This window comes from Streptomyces sp. NPDC047453, from assembly GCF_040643155.1.
Lineage (GTDB): Bacteria > Actinomycetota > Actinomycetes > Streptomycetales > Streptomycetaceae > Streptomyces.
Genome location: NZ_JBEYTS010000007.1, coordinates 187090 through 201685, shown reverse-complemented (window position 1 = coordinate 201685; position 14596 = coordinate 187090). Strand labels below are relative to the sequence as shown.

The 14596-nt window shown below is 73.1% G+C and carries 17 protein-coding genes; 7 read left to right on the top strand and 10 right to left on the bottom strand.

Annotation, left to right across the window (positions count from 1 at the left end):
- Nucleotides 1-585 carry a hypothetical protein gene (locus ABZ818_RS09830; RefSeq protein ID WP_361412691.1) on the bottom strand — a complete coding sequence of 195 codons (585 nt, stop codon included), beginning with the start codon at nucleotides 583-585 and terminating at the stop codon, nucleotides 1-3.
- A 139-nt stretch (nucleotides 586-724) separates the two neighbouring features.
- On the opposite strand from ABZ818_RS09830, the gene ABZ818_RS09825 reads away from it, so the two are divergent.
- Nucleotides 725-1252 carry a DUF6584 family protein gene (locus ABZ818_RS09825; RefSeq protein ID WP_361412690.1) on the top strand — a complete coding sequence of 176 codons (528 nt, stop codon included), beginning with the start codon at nucleotides 725-727 and terminating at the stop codon, nucleotides 1250-1252.
- Nucleotides 1253-1408: 156 nt separating this feature from the next.
- Here ABZ818_RS09825 and murQ read toward each other — a convergent pair whose 3' ends face one another.
- The 6 genes from murQ to ABZ818_RS09795 all read right to left on the bottom strand — a co-directional run bounded on the left by murQ (nucleotide 1409) and on the right by ABZ818_RS09795 (nucleotide 6110).
- Nucleotides 1409-2344, bottom strand: a complete 936-nt coding sequence (gene murQ, locus ABZ818_RS09820; RefSeq protein WP_361412689.1) for an N-acetylmuramic acid 6-phosphate etherase — start codon at nucleotides 2342-2344, stop codon at nucleotides 1409-1411.
- 96 nt (nucleotides 2345-2440) lie between these two features.
- Nucleotides 2441-3385, bottom strand: a complete 945-nt coding sequence (locus ABZ818_RS09815) for a MurR/RpiR family transcriptional regulator (RefSeq protein WP_361412688.1) — start codon at nucleotides 3383-3385, stop codon at nucleotides 2441-2443.
- A gap of 74 nt (nucleotides 3386-3459) precedes the next feature.
- Nucleotides 3460-4227 (bottom strand): hypothetical protein, encoded by a 768-nt coding sequence (locus ABZ818_RS09810; RefSeq protein WP_361412687.1) that lies wholly within the window; start codon nucleotides 4225-4227, stop codon nucleotides 3460-3462.
- Nucleotides 4224-5231 carry an ABC transporter ATP-binding protein gene (locus ABZ818_RS09805; RefSeq protein WP_361412686.1) on the bottom strand — a complete coding sequence of 336 codons (1008 nt, stop codon included), beginning with the start codon at nucleotides 5229-5231 and terminating at the stop codon, nucleotides 4224-4226. Before ABZ818_RS09805 ends, ABZ818_RS09810 begins: the two co-directional genes overlap by 4 nt.
- Entirely contained in the window at nucleotides 5228-5446 is a 219-nt protein-coding gene (locus tag ABZ818_RS09800) for a PLD nuclease N-terminal domain-containing protein (protein WP_361412685.1), read from the bottom strand. Before ABZ818_RS09800 ends, ABZ818_RS09805 begins: the two co-directional genes overlap by 4 nt.
- Before the next feature lie 37 nt (nucleotides 5447-5483).
- A complete protein-coding gene (locus tag ABZ818_RS09795) occupies nucleotides 5484-6110 on the bottom strand; it encodes a DUF3887 domain-containing protein (RefSeq protein WP_361412684.1) in 627 nt (208 codons plus the stop codon).
- 195 nt (nucleotides 6111-6305) lie between these two features.
- Between ABZ818_RS09795 and ABZ818_RS09790 the strand changes: the two genes are divergently transcribed.
- Nucleotides 6306-6689 carry a hypothetical protein gene (locus tag ABZ818_RS09790; RefSeq protein ID WP_361412683.1) on the top strand — a complete coding sequence of 128 codons (384 nt, stop codon included), beginning with the start codon at nucleotides 6306-6308 and terminating at the stop codon, nucleotides 6687-6689.
- A 25-nt stretch (nucleotides 6690-6714) separates the two neighbouring features.
- Entirely contained in the window at nucleotides 6715-6993 is a 279-nt protein-coding gene (locus tag ABZ818_RS09785) for a DUF4031 domain-containing protein (RefSeq protein WP_225074587.1), read from the top strand.
- Here the strand turns inward: ABZ818_RS09785 and ABZ818_RS09780 are convergent.
- Nucleotides 6975-8042: a GNAT family N-acetyltransferase gene (locus ABZ818_RS09780; RefSeq protein WP_361412682.1), complete on the bottom strand. Its 1068-nt coding sequence runs from the start codon at nucleotides 8040-8042 to the stop codon at nucleotides 6975-6977. The genes ABZ818_RS09785 and ABZ818_RS09780 overlap by 19 nt on opposite strands.
- A gap of 27 nt (nucleotides 8043-8069) precedes the next feature.
- Complete coding sequence (locus tag ABZ818_RS09775) at nucleotides 8070-8714, bottom strand: hypothetical protein (RefSeq protein WP_361412681.1); 645 nt, start codon at nucleotides 8712-8714, stop codon at nucleotides 8070-8072.
- A 70-nt stretch (nucleotides 8715-8784) separates the two neighbouring features.
- Between ABZ818_RS09775 and ABZ818_RS09770 the strand changes: the two genes are divergently transcribed.
- From ABZ818_RS09770 to ABZ818_RS09760, 3 genes are all read left to right on the top strand, one after another.
- Nucleotides 8785-9465, top strand: a complete 681-nt coding sequence (locus tag ABZ818_RS09770; protein WP_361412680.1) for a maleylpyruvate isomerase family mycothiol-dependent enzyme — start codon at nucleotides 8785-8787, stop codon at nucleotides 9463-9465.
- An 89-nt stretch (nucleotides 9466-9554) separates the two neighbouring features.
- Entirely contained in the window at nucleotides 9555-10277 is a 723-nt protein-coding gene (locus ABZ818_RS09765; protein WP_361412679.1) for a copper homeostasis protein CutC, read from the top strand.
- 94 nt (nucleotides 10278-10371) lie between these two features.
- Entirely contained in the window at nucleotides 10372-11979 is a 1608-nt protein-coding gene (locus ABZ818_RS09760) for a CPBP family glutamic-type intramembrane protease (protein ID WP_361412678.1), read from the top strand.
- Here the strand turns inward: ABZ818_RS09760 and ABZ818_RS09755 are convergent.
- Nucleotides 11967-13940: a UvrD-helicase domain-containing protein gene (locus ABZ818_RS09755; protein WP_361412720.1), complete on the bottom strand. Its 1974-nt coding sequence runs from the start codon at nucleotides 13938-13940 to the stop codon at nucleotides 11967-11969. The two genes, ABZ818_RS09760 and ABZ818_RS09755, sit on opposite strands and share 13 nt — an antisense overlap.
- Before the next feature lie 455 nt (nucleotides 13941-14395).
- On the opposite strand from ABZ818_RS09755, the gene ABZ818_RS09750 reads away from it, so the two are divergent.
- Complete coding sequence (locus ABZ818_RS09750) at nucleotides 14396-14581, top strand: hypothetical protein (RefSeq protein WP_361412677.1); 186 nt, start codon at nucleotides 14396-14398, stop codon at nucleotides 14579-14581.
- The last annotated feature ends 15 nt before the right edge of the window (nucleotides 14582-14596 follow it).

Sequence of the window (14596 nt, the reverse complement as noted above, 5' to 3'; positions counted from 1 at the left end):
CTACGGGTTGCCCATGGGCTCGATGTCGGTCCGCGCGGGATGGCCCCAGACCCGGACCACCTCGTAGTCGGTGAACTCGTGCACGAGCCGGTAGGCGGGCGCGGCGCGCGGTGTCCGGCGCTGGGCGGCGATGAACAGCTCGGCCTCGCGCCGGTCCCGGCGCGGGGACCCGCACAACTGCCACTCCCGCCCGTTCCACAGCTCCGGCAGCCATCGCTGCTGGGGCTGCGGCCGGTCCTCGCGGACGCCGTAGCGGGACGGGGCGGGGACGGCGGGCTCGGCGGCGCGGCGCGCGTACGAGGCGTACGCCCCGTCGACCTCGGAGCGGCGGGCGGCCCGGCGCCGGGTCTCGCACAGGAGGCACAGGTCGGGGGCGCTCTCGTCGACGGGCCCGTTCGGATGCTCGGGGCAGCGGGTGGCGGGCGCGGCCGTCGTGACGGTCTCGTCCAGCAGGTCGAGAGCCCGCCGGAGATCCGCCTTCATCTCGTGCAGCCTGGCGTCGGGCGTCTCCGCGGACAGCGCCTCGCCATGCTCGCCGAGCAGACGCAGAGCCCGTCCCAGGGCGGTGAGCTGGGCGTGGTTCATGGTGTCCTCCAGCCTAAGGGCTGTCCCGTAAATGGCGGTGTCCTGTCAGTGAGGCTCAGCCGACACTGTCGAGAGCGAGTGCGTGCTGAGCGGGAAAACCGGTTCGACACTGGTCACCACAGCATTCGATCATGCGTTCATGCCCCTGAGAGAGACCCTTTCCCGAGTCGATGCAGACCTGGCCGCTGGCCGGGTTCCCGTCGCGCGCCAGCGTTTGCGCGGTCTCGTCTCGTCCTTCCCGTACGACCTGATGCTCCGCCGGCGTCTGGCCGAGGTGTACCGGCTCTACGGCGATGCCGCCGAGGCCGGACGCTGGATGTACCTCGAAGAGGACCGCGACGCCGACGAGACCGCCGCCTTCGAGGCGCGGTACGGGTCTCCCGGGTGGCGGATGAAGGCCATCGCCTGGCGCGGCCCGGAGGCGATGGCTGCCACCTCCTTCGCGAAGGGGCAGTTGGTCGCGGTGCGGACCGCCTGCGCCGAGGAGCTGGGGCACCCCGTCGACTGGGACGACCCCGCCTCCTACCGGGACGACCTGGAGGAGAAGTACGAGGCGCCTTCCGAACCCTGGTCGGTCAGCGGTGTGCTGGCAGGCGTCGGCTGCCTGGTGGGGGCCCTTGCGTTCCTTGCGGTCTGGGTGATCGGCGTCCTGGCCCTCTTCGACTGACCCAGGTCACCGGGGCCGGCGAGGAGCCCCGCTCAAGGCACGAACAGCAGCCGATCACAGCCCCACTGAATCGAAGATCTTTACGGGACAAGCCTTAAGTGCTGCGACCGGTAAGGGATCCCCCGGCCTGCCCGCTCGCTCCCGGGTCCGCCGGCCTCAGTCCCCCGCCCGCTCCAGTGCGATGCGCAGGTGGCCGTCGGACTGGTTCAGGAGTCGGGTTGCCGTGGGGGCGTCGGTGTCGGCGAGGAGGGTGAGGATGGCGGTCTTCACCTCGCCGTCCGCGGCCGTCAGGGCCCGTTCGATCTCGTCGTCCGCCGCTCCCGTGGCCAGGGCGACGATACGGCGGGAGCGGGCGCGGAGCTTGTCGTTGGAGGCCCGCACGTCGACCATCAGGTTTCCGTAGGTCTTGCCCAGGCGGATCATCGTGATCGTCGAGAGCATGTTGAGGACCAGTTTCTGCGCCGTGCCGGCCTTCAGGCGGGTGGAGCCGGTCAGCAGCTCGGGGCCGACGACGACCTCGATGCCGTGCTCGGCGGCGGCCGCCAGCGCGCTGTTCGCGTTGCAGGACAGGCCGATGGTCAGGGCGCCCAGGGCGCGGGCGTGCTCCACCGCGCCGATGGCGTAGGGGGTGCGGCCGGAGGCGGAGACGCCCACCACCGTGTCGTCCGGCGTGAGGCCGAGGCCGTCGAGCGCTTCGGCCGCCAGCTCCTTCGAGTCCTCCGCGCCCTCGACCGAGGTCACCATGGCCGGCGGGCCACCCGCGATCAGTCCGACGACCTGGGAGGGGCGCGTGTTGAAGGTCGGGGGGCACTCCGAGGCGTCCAGCACCCCCAGCCGTCCGGCCGTGCCCGCGCCGGCGTAGACCAGCCGGCCGCCGCGCGCCATCCGCTCGGCCACCGCGTCGATCGCGGCGGCGATCTGCGGCAGCCGCTCGGCCACGGCGGCGGGCACGGTGCTGTCCTCGGCGTTCATCAGCCGCGCGATCTCCAGCGTCGGCAGCCGGTCGATCTCCGCCAGCTCGGGGCGGAACGCCTCGGTCGTCAGTGACTCCAACTCGGTGCGCAGCTCGCGGTAGTGGGGCGTGGAGGTCATGAGGGGGCGGCTCTCTTCGTGCGTGGCGGTACGGCTGACCGTGCGGATCCGGGCTTGTTCGGTTCTCGGCTACGAGTACTGCGAGCGCTGCGAGTGCTACGAGCGGTGGGTCCCGCCCCGCGGGCTGTGCCGGTGGGCGAGCGCCTCGTAGGACGCGGCGAGCGCGGGCGCCGCCGTCTCGTACGTCCGCTGTGCCACTCCGACGAACAGGCAGTCCACCACGAGCAGTTGGCTGGTCCGGGAGGACATCGCCGCCGGGCGCAGCTCGCTCTCGCGGGCCGTGGAGGTGGTCAGGACGTGGTCGGCGTACTGCGTGACGGGCGCGGCGGGCCGGCCGGTGATGGCCACGGTGGTCGCGCCGCGCTCGAAGGCCACCCGCAGCGGCTCGATCACGTCCCCGGTCGAACCCGAGTGGGTGATGGCGATCGCCACGTCCCCCGCGCGCAGCTGCACCGCGTTGGTGACGGCGAGGTGCGGGTCGCTGTGCGCGTGCGCCACCAGACCTATGCGCAGCAGCTTCTGCGTGAGGTCCTGTGCGACCAGACCGGAGGCGCCGATGCCGTAGACGTCGGTGCGGCGGGCGGTGGCCAGCGCGGTGACGGCCGCGCCGAGCTGGATCGTGTCGAGACCGGCGGCGGTGTCGGCCAGGGTCTGCTGCTCGTCGTAGGCGAGTTTGGCGACGACGTCGGCGATGGGGTCGTCCACCGCGATGTCGGTCGTGATGGCGGGCGCGCGCCCCGACTGCTGCTGGGCGGCCAGGCCCGCGAGGGCCAGGCGCAGGTCCCGGTAACCCGGATAGCCCAGCAGGCGGGCGGTGCGTACGACGGTCGCCTCGCTGGTGCCGGTGAGTTCGGCGAGGCCGGTGACCGTGAGGGCCGCACAGCCGGCCGGGTCGCCGGCGACGGCCTCGGCGACCCGCTGCATGGAGCGGGTCATCGAGGGCGCGAGCGTGCGTACCTTGGCCGCGAGGGCGGCGGGTGCGGGGGGCGTGAGGCCCGGGGCGCCCACGCCTGCGAAAATTTCCTTCACGTCCTGGGTCACACTGTGAAAGATATTTTCCGTACGGTCACGTGGTCAAGGCCGCGCGCCAAGGCCCGTGCTCCTCGGCGCGGACGTCAACGTACCTCCTTGCGCGCGCCCCGCAGGATCGCTGCCGACAGGCAGCCGAGCGCGAGCACCACGGCGACGGCCAGGGCTCGCTGCGCGTGGTCGGCCGCCGTGTGCCGCAGGAACGCGTCCGGCGCCTTCGTCAGCTCGGTCGGGAGCCAGCGCGACACCCCCGGCAGCGCTCCGAGCAGCGGGAGCGTGAACAGCGCGAGCAGCGCGTACCCGACGGTGCCGAGCATGCTGCGGGTCAGTGTCGCGGCCAGTGCCGTGACCGCCACGGCGAACACCAGGAACACCGAGCCGGTGAGCGCGGTCCAGCCCATGGCCGCCGTACCGGGATTCCCCAGCAGGACCGCCGTCTCGTACCAGGCGGCGAGCAGCCCGGCCAGGTAGCCGCCCACGGCCCCGGCGGCGCTGACCGCGAACCTCGGCACCAGCAGATCGCCGAAGCGCCGGGCGCGAGTCCGGTAGAAGACCGCGAGCGCGGGCCTGGCGTCGATCGAGCACGCGTACGCCGCCACGACGACCGCCACGATCAGGCCGATCCCGAACGCGTTGTTCACGTACTGGGCGACACCGTCCGCCGGGACCGGGGGCGGAAAGACGATCTTCACTCGCTGGGCCGAGCCGCCGGCGTGGTCGAGCAACTGCCCGGAGTACCGGGCGAGCAGCGGCCCGGTGAACCCGAAGAGCACGAAGACGCCCAGCAGCGCGATCAGCCTCTTGGTGCGCAGCAGCCGAAGCCACTCCACCCGCCACAGCGAAAGCTCGTTCACGCCGCACCCGTCCGATCCGCTTCCCGCTGTTCGTGCTGTACCTGCTGTCCGTCCCGTCCGTGGCGTCCGCCGGTCAGTGCCAGGAACGCGGCCTCCAGGTCGGCGTCGACCGGGTGAAGGCTGATCAGAGCGGCGTCCGCCGCAGCGATCGCCTGCGGCAGCCGGCGTTCACCGACCTCTGTGCTCGACGCTTCGACACGCACGGATCCGTCGGAGTTCACCACCACCGAGGTGACCCATTCCTGCTGCCGCAGCAGTTCGGCCAGCCGCTGCTCGCCGCCCGTGCGCAGGCGCACCTCCCAGGCCGGCTGGAGGAACCGGTCGATCAGGTCGCGTACCGGCCCCTGGAACAGGAGCCTGCCCCGGTCGAGGACGCCCACCGTGTCGGCGACCCGCTGGACGTCCGCCAGGACATGGCTGGAGAAGATCACGGTGCGGGTCCGGCCGAGCCCGGCGACCAGGGACAGCACCTCCGCACGCCCGGACGGGTCGAGCGCGCTGGACGGTTCGTCGAGGATGAGCAGCTCGGGGTCCAGCGCCAACGCCACGGCGAGGCCCAGCCGTTGCTTCATGCCGCGGGAGAAGCCGCCCGTGCGCCGGCCGGCCGCCTCGGTCAGGCCGACCTCGGCGAGTACGGCCGCGACCGGGTCGGCGGGGGACCCGCCGGTGTCGGACGCCGTGCCGCCGCGGCGCCGGTGCCCGCCGCGTGCGGCCAGGCCGCGGGACTGGCGCACCACCTCCGCCGCGGTGAGCCAGGGTTCGAACTCGGGGGTGTCGGGGCAGACCCCGATCCGTCCCGCGTCGACCGACAACCGGACCTCGCCCGCCTCGAAGCGGCGCAGACCGGCCACGATGGACAGAAGCGTGGTCTTCCCGGCGCCGTTCGGGCCCACCAGACCGTAGACACCGCCGCGCGGCACCTCCAGGTCCACGCCGTGCAGCCCCGCGCCGTGTCCGTAGTCGCGCACCAGGCCCGCGGTCACCACGGCCGGCCCCCCGCTCACCGGTCCTCGCTCCGCCCCGCCACCAGGTAGGCGATCGGACCCACGGGGTTCACGAACAGGCATATCAGCACCCAGGCCCAGCGGGGCAGATGACGGGTGTTCCGGTGCCGTGCGACGTCGACGAGGCAGTAGACGAGCAGAGCGAGCTCGGCGACCAGCAGAGGCGCGATCGCGGCCCAGGGGACCGCCGAGGCGTTGAGGGAGGGGGCAATCACGGGACGGACTCTCTGTGGGGGTGTCGGATCGGCCGGATCACGGCGTCTCGGGCGGGAGGACGAAGAATCCGGCGACCTTCTCGTCCGTGTCGAACGCGACCCGGGCCTTCATCTCACCGGCCTCGTAGCGCAGCGGGATGTCCACCACGGTGTGATCGCCGATGCGCCGGACGAAGGGATCGCCCTCGCCGAAGCCCTCGAACGCGCCGACGAGTCCGGCGACGCCGGCCAGCGCGTCGCCCCGCACCTTGTCGGTGAAGGCCGCGAGGACCTCGGCGTTGAAGGACGGCCTGGCGTCGTCCATGCGGCCTTCGAGGACGGCCGTGACGATCTCGAGGGCGCGCTCCGGGGCGTCGGTCATGCGCACTGTCTTGTCCATGGGTTCTCCCGTTCGGGGGTCGATGGGCTTGCCGAACCGCTGGAAGGCGGCCTGGCGGGTGACTCCGAGCAGGTCCCCGACCTCCTGCCAGGTGTGGCCCGCGTCCCGGCACTGCTGCACGCAGAGCTTGAGCACCTGTTCCGCCAAGACGTCGACGTCCTGGGCGCGTCGGATCAGGTCGAGGTAGGCCGGTGGGGCCAACGGGCTGCCCACCGCCGAGGCCAGGGCCGCGGAGCGCTCGGCGAGCCGGGCACTCAGGGAAGCGAGGGGGAGGGAATCGGTCACATGTAAAGGGTGCCTTTACATCCAGGGGTGTGTCAAGGAACTCTTTACAGCCCCGGTGGATCCGGCCCGGGCCCCCGTGAACAGCCCGGCGGTGCACGGGAGATGGAGAGAACGGGTCCCGGGCGGCGCGGAACCCGCCGGTGCGTGATCCGTCACCGGTGTCCGGTCCGTGACTTCCGGGTGACAATGGGAGGCATGGAACCCCTCAGCCCTCTGGAGCAGGCCCTGCATGCCGCCCGCGCCCTGGTGCTCGCCGATCTGGTCGCCGGCGAGGTCGCCGACGCGGACGTGGTCTCGCTCGTGGAGGACTCCGTCGCCCAGCGCCGCTGGTGGGTGGAGCAGTGGCCGGAAGGCGCGCAGTACGTGGCGGGCCTGGTCGCGCAGGACGTCCAGGACGCGCTTCTGGAGCGGTCCGGCCGCTGGCCGCTGTGCCCGGTGTGCGGCTACGGCGACCCGCACGCGCTGGACGTCGAGCCGGAACTCGGGCCGGACCCGCACTGGGTGTGCTCCAAGGCGGGTGTGAAGGTGGCGCCGGTGGGCGCGCTGGCGGAGGCCACCGGCCGGAGCACGACGTCGTGACGGCGCCGCGCCCGGCGGTCGCACCATGACCCTCTACATCGACCCGCCGTCCTGGCCGGGTCACGGCCGCATGTGGTCCCACCTGGTCAGCGATGTCTCGTACGACGAACTCCACACCTTCGCCGAGGGGTTGGGCGTGCCTCGCCGGGCCTTCGAGCGGGACCACTACGACCTGCCCTCCCACCGGTACGCCGACGCGGTGGCGGCCGGCGCGGTCGAGGTCAGCAGCCGCGAGGTGGTGCGGCTGCTGTACGCGGCGGGGCTGCGCCGCCCCAAGCGCCGTGTTCAGGGGCGGAGTTCGTAGAAGATCTCCTCCTCGCCCTCCCGCACGGCGACGAAACCGGCGCGGGTGACGACGCGTTGGGAGGGAAGGTTGGCGCGGTCCACGGTTGCGACCAGCAGCCGTACGTCGTCCCGGGCCAGCGCCCAGCCCGACAGCGCGCGCAGGGCCTCGGTCGCGTAGCCGTGTCCGCGGGCGGACACGGCGAGGTCGTAACCGACCTCCGCGCGCCCCTCCTCGTCGGGCACACCGTGGAAGCCCATCCCGCCGACCGCGCGCCCGTCCTCCTGCCGCACCAGCACGAACATCCCCCACTCGGGCCGGTACGCCCCGCCCTCGTACGCCTTCACCGTCATCCCGGCGGCGCCCTGCGTGCCCTCGTTGGGCCCGCCCTCGACCCACGGGAACCCGCCGTCACCGCCGTCGTTGAGATCGCGGGCGGCGGCGGGGGTGACGCCCTCCAGGGTGAGCCGGTCGGCGGGTATGGCCGGCGGGTTGCTCCAGCGCCACTCGGTGACCGGCGGCCGACCGGGGAGGTTGCCGCGGCCGGTGGCCCACAGCAGCGTCGGCCAGGGTGCGGAGCCCGGCCGGACGTGCGGGAAGAGCCGGGTCAGCACGTCCTCGCACAGCTCGGCGGGCGGCTCGTAGGCCAGGTGCAGGCCGGTCGCGATGTCATGCGTGTGCAGCAGCACCTCGGCGACGCCCATAGCGGCGAATCCCTCGCGGTTCGCGCTGCGGAAGGGGTACGGGTGGAAGGCCCGGACCTTGCGCGGGGTGGTGCGGACGGCGGCGGCGAGCAGGGCGCCGGTCGTCTCGATCACGTCCAGGACGTCGGCGTTTTTGGTGCCCTCGTCGAGGGTGATCTCGAAGGGCACGTAGGCGCTCTGCGCCCGCCCGGCCAACTGCCCGGCGTACGCGATGAGATCGCCCGCGATGTGCTCGGCCGTCCGCCGGCAGCTCCACTCCAGCCGTCCGGCCATCACCCCGTCCCAGTCCCGGTCCGTCGCCGTCCGCAGCAGCGCCACGGCGCCCGCGACGGCCTGCTCCACCTGCTCCCCGCCCCATGTACGCATACGGCGCAGGGTAGGCGCGGCGAGGCCTCAGAGCGACAGCATTTCCAGCTCGGAGGTGACGTTGTAGCGGGCGGTCGCCTCCCAGTGCTCCGCCCCGTACGGGGTGCGGAACAGCCGGGGCAGGTCGAGGAGCTGCCGCAGGACGGCGGCACGGCCCTCGCGGAATGCGTCGCTCGGGACGAAGTGGTACTCCTCGCGTACGCCGGCCGCGTAGGCGGCGTACGCCGACGGGGAGGCGGCCAGGATCGCCAGGTCGGCGTCGCACAGGACCCGGCCGTCGCGGTCGTCGTCGGCCGGATCGTGGGTGACGGTGAGCCGGACCAGCCGTGCGACCTCGGCGGTCTTCGCGTCGGCGACCCCGGCCTCGGGGAGCGCGCGCTCGGCGATGCGGGCGGACCGCTCCTCGTTCTCGGAGCGCTCGGGCAGGTAGACGGCATCGTGAAACCAGGCGGCCAGCCGCACCACGTCCGGGTCGGCGGCGTATTCAGCCAGTACATCGATGTGATCGAGGACCGCGGTCAGGTGCGTGAGCGTGTGGTAGTGCCGCTGCGGCTCCTGCCAGCGGGCGAGCAGGTTGTCGGCGTACGGCACGGGGTCGGGGCCGCCGCCGGGGCCACGGGCACCTTCGAGAGCACGGGTCCAGCGGGAGCGCAGGGCGTCGAGATCGGCCATACGGCCATTGTCCCCACCGCGCCCCGGCCGTTCTGCCGGCGGGCCGTCGAGCGGCACTAGCGTGGTGGGCATGACTTCTGCTGATGTGCACGAGGTACGGGATCCGGAGCTGCCCGGACGGCTGCTCACCATGGAGCGGGACGTGCTGATCCCGTTGCTGCGGGCCCGGCCGGACGCGGACTTCGCGCTGCCGACCGCGGCCTGTCCGGGGTGGACGGTGCGGGATGTGCTCGCACACTGTTCCGCCGCGCTGATGCGAGTGGTGGAGCGCCGGTTCGAGGAGGGCGTGTTCTCGCCCGAGTCCAACAAGCGGGACATCGCCGAACGGGGCGAGTGGACCAACGCCCGAGTGGTGGACGAGCTGGAGCGCGGCATGACCGAGGCCGGGCCGCTGATCGCGCGGGCGGGCGGGGCGCTGGACGTGCTCGCGCTGGGCGAGTGGGTACACGCCGGCGACGTGCGCGAGACCCTGGGCGAGCCGGGGGCGTACGCGGGGGACAGGCTGCCGTACGCGCTCAGCCTGCTGGCGTACGTGACCCGCGAGAAGGGGCATCTGCCGCTGCACGCCGACCTCGACGACGTGGACGAGCCGCTGAGGTTCGGGGAGGTGAGCGGGGAGCGGACTCCGGCGCGGTACATCGGCGACGCCGCCACCCTCGTACGGCTCTACGCCGGGCGTCCCGTGCCGGTGACCGGGGCGGGGTACGAGCTGGCGGGCGCCGGGAAGGCGGAGCTGAACATCTTCGGGTGACCGGTTCCCGGCAGCGGGTCCCCCGACCGGCGTACCCTGATATTGGACTAGACCTGTCCGCTTCAGGGGAAACCGAGGGAAGGGCTCCTATGAGCATGCGTGCAGTCCTGGAGGTGATCGCCCTCGACGTCGAGGACGCGGTCGCCGCTCAGGCCGGAGGCGCGGACCGCCTCGAGCTGGTCACCGACATCGCGGCCGATGGGCTCACCCCGCCGACCCGTACCGTCGCCGGGATCCGTGCCGCCGTGGACATTCCGCTGCGCGTGATGCTGCGGCTCGCGGACGGGTTCGGCGCGGGGGGTGCCCGGGGGCTGGACCGGCTGGCGGAGGTCGCGGGTGAGATGCGGGCGGCCGGCGCCGAGGAGTTCGTACTGGGGTTCCTGGACGAGGAGGGCGGGGTGGACCTGGGGGCTGTCGAGCGGGTGGTCGCCGCGCTGGACGGCTGCCCGTGGACCTTCCACCGGGCGATCGACCGTGCCGCCGACCGGGACGTGCTGCGCAAGCGGCTGGACGGGCTGGCGGGGCTCGACACGTATCTGACGGCGGGCGCCGCCTCGGGCGTGGACGAGGGGCTGCCCACGCTGATCGCGGAGGCCGCGCGCGGCGGCGAGCCCGGCTACGAGCAACAGATCATGGTCGGCGGCGGCCTGCGGCTGAACCATGTGCCCGCGCTGCTCGCGGAGGGGATCGACGCCTTCCACATCGGCGGTGCGGCCCGCCCCGGCGGCTGGGACGGACCGGTCTCCGTCGCGGCGGTAGCGGAGTGGCGCGCCGTGCTGGACGGGGTGGCCGTTCGGCAGCCCGCGGGCTGAGACACGGTGCCTGACCGGGCTGGGGTGGGGTGGGTTGGGGCCGGCCCGAGTAATTCGTACGCCTGGTTCATTCCGACCGGGCACGATGTCGTTCATGACAGCAACCTCCCCTGACCCCACCGGGCTTCCGTATCACCGTATGGCCCGGTACTCACCTCACCACCGCTGGTGGCGGCCGCTGCTCGGCACTGTGGTGCTGGTCTTCGGGTCGGTCCTGGCCACCGTGTTCCTCTACATCCTCACCGACGTGATCGGCACGGCCGCCGGTTATCCGGAACTGCCGGACGGCGGCGCCGACTTCGGTCCGGTTCTGGGCACGGGGCTGGACCTGGCGTTCATAGCCGTAGACCTGCCGCTGGTCCTGCTGGCCGTGCTCTGGCTGGGCCGGCGTCCGGCCGGCACGGTGGCCTCCGTCACCGGACGGCCGCGTTGGCGATGGCTGGCCTGGTGCCTGCTGGCCGCCGTGCCCCCCATGGTGCTGCTGCCGATGGTCGCGATCTTCCTGCCGGACGACCAGGGCGACGGTGGCGGGTCCGACGTGTGGGTCGGGTGGCAGACGTTCCTCCTCTCCCTGGCCATGCTGGTTGTCCTCGTGCCGTTGCAGTCGGCGGCGGAGGAGTACGTCTTCCGCGGCTGGCTGCTCCAGGCGGCCGGGGCCTTCCTCCGATCCCCGTGGCTCGCGGTGCTGCCGCAGGCGGTGCTCTTCGCGGCCGCGCACGGCTGGGGCACGCCCTGGGGATTCGCCGACCTCCTGGTCTTCGGTGTGGTGGCGGGGTTGCTGACCATCCGCACGGGCGGCCTCGAGGCGTCCATCGCCCTGCACGCGCTGAACAACCTGCTGGCCTTCGGTCTGTCCGCCATGTACGTGGACGGACTGGCGTCCGACGAGACGGCGGCGGACGCCCCCTGGCAACTGGCACTCGTCGACATGGCCTCGGTGCTGCTCTTCGCCGCGATCGTGCTGTGGCTGGCACGGCGGCGCCATCCGCAGCACCTGTCAGCCCCGGTCCCCGAGCCGATCCCACCGCACCTCCTGCCGTACGTACCGCCGCAGGGCGCGTATTGGCCGTACGCGCAGGCGCCGGGCGCGTACGGGCCGTACCGGCAGCCGCAGGGCATGTACGGGCCGTACCCGCAGCCGCCCGGGTCGCCTGGGGCGTACCCGCCGCCGGGCGCACACGGGGCGTACGCTCCGCCGCCGGGCGCGGTGTGGCCGTACGCGTCACCGCAGGGCGGTTATGGTCCGTACGCGCCGCCGCCCTCGAACGGGGCCGTCCCCGGCCCGGCCGCCGCGCCGTCCGGCCCTGACGGGCCCGGGTCTGCCGCATTCGGCGCCGATGTGCCCGGTCCCGCCGCGCCGTCCGGCCCCGATGGGCCCGGGTCCGCCGCACTCGGGTCTACCGCGTCCGGCCCCTTCTTGCCCGTCGACGCACCCGGCTCTGATGGGTCCAGCCCTGCCGCGTCCGAATCGGCCGCGCCCAGTTCGGCCACGCCGCGCCCCGCCGCGCCCGGTGACGCATCCAGTCCCGCCGCGTCCAGTCCCGCCGCGCCCGGTGACGCACCCAGTCCCGCCGAACCCAGCCCCGCGGCGCCCCGCCTCGCCGCGCCCGGTGACGCACCCAGCCCCGATGGGGCCGGCCCCGCCGTCCCCGCCCCTGCCGACCCGCCCTCCCGGCGGCCCAGTGGGCCTCAGGAAAGCTGACCCGGCAGCGGGGCCGTGTGGGTGACGATCAGGCCTGAGACCGCTCGGGTCAGGGCCACGTACAGGCGGCGCAGGCCGGTGCGTTCGTCGGGTTCGCCGTCGACGACGGCCTGGGGTTCGTCCAGGACGACGTAGTCGTACTCCAGGCCCTTGGCGAGCGAGGCCGGGACCAGGGTGAGGCGGGTCTCGGCCGTCGTCTCCTCGCCGGGGGCGAGGTACGGCAGGCCGGCCGCCGTCAGCGCCTCGGCCACGACCGGGACGCGAGCGTCGGCGGCGATCAGGCCGACCGAGCCCTCGTTGCGCAGCAACTCCTCGCACGCGGAGACCACTTCGGTGTCCCCGGCGGCCGTACGGATCTCGAAGAAGCCGGGGTTCTCGCGCACCGACGCGACGGGGGTGAGCCCAGGGGCGATGTGCGGCAGCAGCCGGGAGGCGTACGTGATGACGTCCGTCGGCACGCGGAAGCCCGCCGTCAGCTCCTCGATCAGGCCGTCGGACTTGCCGAGGTGGGCCAGGGCCTCCTCCCAGGTGCGGGTGGCCCACGGCGTGGTGCCCTGGGCCAGGTCGCCGAGGACGGTCGCGGAGCCGGTGGTGCAGCGCCGGCCGACCGCCCGGTACTGCATGGGGGAGAGGTCCTGTGCCTCGTCCAGGACGACATGCCCGAGGGAGTGGGTGCGCTCCACCAGGTCGGCGGCCTCGTCGACCAGTACGGCGTCGGCGGCGGACCACTTGGCCGACTTCACCGACCGTACGGGCCTGGCCCACAGGAGTGTCTTGCGCTCCTCCTCGGTGAGGATCCCGGCCGCGTGCTCCACGAGGAAGTCCGCGTCGGTCAGCAGCCGCAGCACCAGTTTCGCCGGGTCGACCGGGGGCCAGACCGCCTTGACGGCGGCCTTGACCGCCGCGTTGCGGGCCACCGCGTCCTGCACGCGGTCGTCGGGGGCCTCGCCCGCCCGCTCCATCTGCACCAGCACGGCGTGCGCGATCCGCTGCGGCAGGGCCTCACGGGCGGCGCCGTAGCGGATGCCGCGGTCCAGCAACTCCCGGACGATGTCCTCCAGCTCGTACGCCGGTACGCGCCAGCGCCGCGAGCCGCGCACCACCACGACCGGTTCGGTGGGCATGGTCACGTGGGAGTACAGCGCCCTGCGGAGCACCTCCGCCATCCGTGCGTCGCCCTTGACGATCGCGGTCGCCGCGTCGTCCGCGCCTCGCACCTCCACATGCGCCACCAGATCGCCGACGGTGGCCTGCTGGACGGTCAACTCGCCGAGGGCGGGCAGTACTTGCTCGATGTAGTGCAGGAAGGACCGGTTCGGTCCGATCACGAGGGTGCCGGTGCGGGCGAGCCGCTCGCGGTGGGCGTAGAGGAGGTAGGCGACCCGGTGCAGGCCCACGGCGGTCTTTCCGGTGCCGGGACCTCCCTGGACGCAGACGGTGCCGGACAGCCCGGACCGCACGATCTCGTCCTGCTCGGGCTGGATGGTCGCCACGATGTCGCGCATCGGGCCCACACGCGGGCGTTCGATCTCCTGCTGGAGCAGCTTGCTGGTGGTGGCGGCCCCCGACGGCTCGGCCGGGTCGGACAGGTGCTCGTCCTCGTACGCGGTGAGGTCGCCGCCGGTGTAGCCGAAGCGGCGGCGCAGCGCGACGTTCATCGGGTCTTTTCTGGCGGCCCGGTAGAACGGCTGCGAGACCGGCGCGCGCCAGTCGATGACCATGGGGTCGCCCTCGCCGTCGTGCACGTGCCGGCGCCCGATGTAGAAGCGTTCGCCCTCGGCGCCCTCCGCCCGGTCCGCGCCCGGGGCGTCCAGGTAGTCGAGCCGTCCGAAGAACAGCGGGGTGTCGCTGAGGTCGGCCAGCGCCTTGATGCGCTCGTCGATCTGGCGGGCGAGGACCTCGGCGTTGACCCAGTTCGCGGTGACGTCCCGGATGTCGAGCGACTCCACGTCCTCGCGCATGGCGCGCAGTGCGGCGCGGGAGGCGGACAGGTGGGCGCGCTCACGGGCGAGGGGGTCGGCGGGCTTGAACGAAGACGAAGGCGACGAGGACGACGAGGACGACAGGGACGACAAGGGGGTGCCTCCGGAAGGCCTTCGGGGCATGCGGGTGCCGTGGGGTGGTGCCGTGTGGCTGCGCCGCGCGGCGGCGGGATCTGCCGACCGGTTTCCGTCCGGACGGCGGCACTCCGTGAAGGGAGGCGGGCAAGAGGGTGGATTCTAGGGCGCGGCTGCGCGCGGATGCCAACCGGTTTTCCCCGCGCCGCGCCCGCCTGGGTGCCGTGATCGCCATCCCCTAGGGGTTCGCGTCCGCCGGACGCAGGGTCGGAAGTCCCTCCAGAGGGGGTACCCGGAGCCAGGAAGGCCCGGTCCGCAGACCGATGCCAGTCCCATGCCCCCGGATCCACCATGAAGACATGAGCGCAGCAACCATCCACCCCGCTCCCGCCGCCCGCCCGGCCGGCGCCACGGCTGTCGAGGACAGCGCCCGTCATCACGTTCTGGGCGACGCCCTGCACGCCGTCAAGGTGTTCGCGGGCGCCCTGTTCGACGTGGTCGTCCTCGGCGAATACGGCGAGGAGGCGGGCGTACGCCACAAGTGAGCAACTAGGGTCGGT

Bases quoted from the DNA above. Each gene is read 5' to 3' on its own strand.
- ABZ818_RS09830 (WP_361412691.1), bottom strand. From the start codon at position 585: ATGAACCACGCCCAGCTCACCGCCCTGGGACGGGCTCTGCGTCTGCTC.
- ABZ818_RS09825 (WP_361412690.1), top strand. From the start codon at position 725: ATGCCCCTGAGAGAGACCCTTTCCCGAGTCGATGCAGACCTGGCCGCT.
- murQ (WP_361412689.1), bottom strand. From the start codon at position 2,344: ATGACCTCCACGCCCCACTACCGCGAGCTGCGCACCGAGTTGGAGTCA.
- ABZ818_RS09790 (WP_361412683.1), top strand. From the start codon at position 6,306: ATGGAACCCCTCAGCCCTCTGGAGCAGGCCCTGCATGCCGCCCGCGCC.
- ABZ818_RS09785 (WP_225074587.1), top strand. From the start codon at position 6,715: ATGACCCTCTACATCGACCCGCCGTCCTGGCCGGGTCACGGCCGCATG.
- ABZ818_RS09780 (WP_361412682.1), bottom strand. From the start codon at position 8,042: ATGCGTACATGGGGCGGGGAGCAGGTGGAGCAGGCCGTCGCGGGCGCC.
- ABZ818_RS09775 (WP_361412681.1), bottom strand. From the start codon at position 8,714: ATGGCCGATCTCGACGCCCTGCGCTCCCGCTGGACCCGTGCTCTCGAA.
- ABZ818_RS09770 (WP_361412680.1), top strand. From the start codon at position 8,785: ATGACTTCTGCTGATGTGCACGAGGTACGGGATCCGGAGCTGCCCGGA.
- ABZ818_RS09765 (WP_361412679.1), top strand. From the start codon at position 9,555: ATGAGCATGCGTGCAGTCCTGGAGGTGATCGCCCTCGACGTCGAGGAC.
- ABZ818_RS09760 (WP_361412678.1), top strand. From the start codon at position 10,372: ATGACAGCAACCTCCCCTGACCCCACCGGGCTTCCGTATCACCGTATG.
- ABZ818_RS09755 (WP_361412720.1), bottom strand. From the start codon at position 13,940: ATGCGCGAGGACGTGGAGTCGCTCGACATCCGGGACGTCACCGCGAAC.
- ABZ818_RS09750 (WP_361412677.1), top strand. From the start codon at position 14,396: ATGAGCGCAGCAACCATCCACCCCGCTCCCGCCGCCCGCCCGGCCGGC.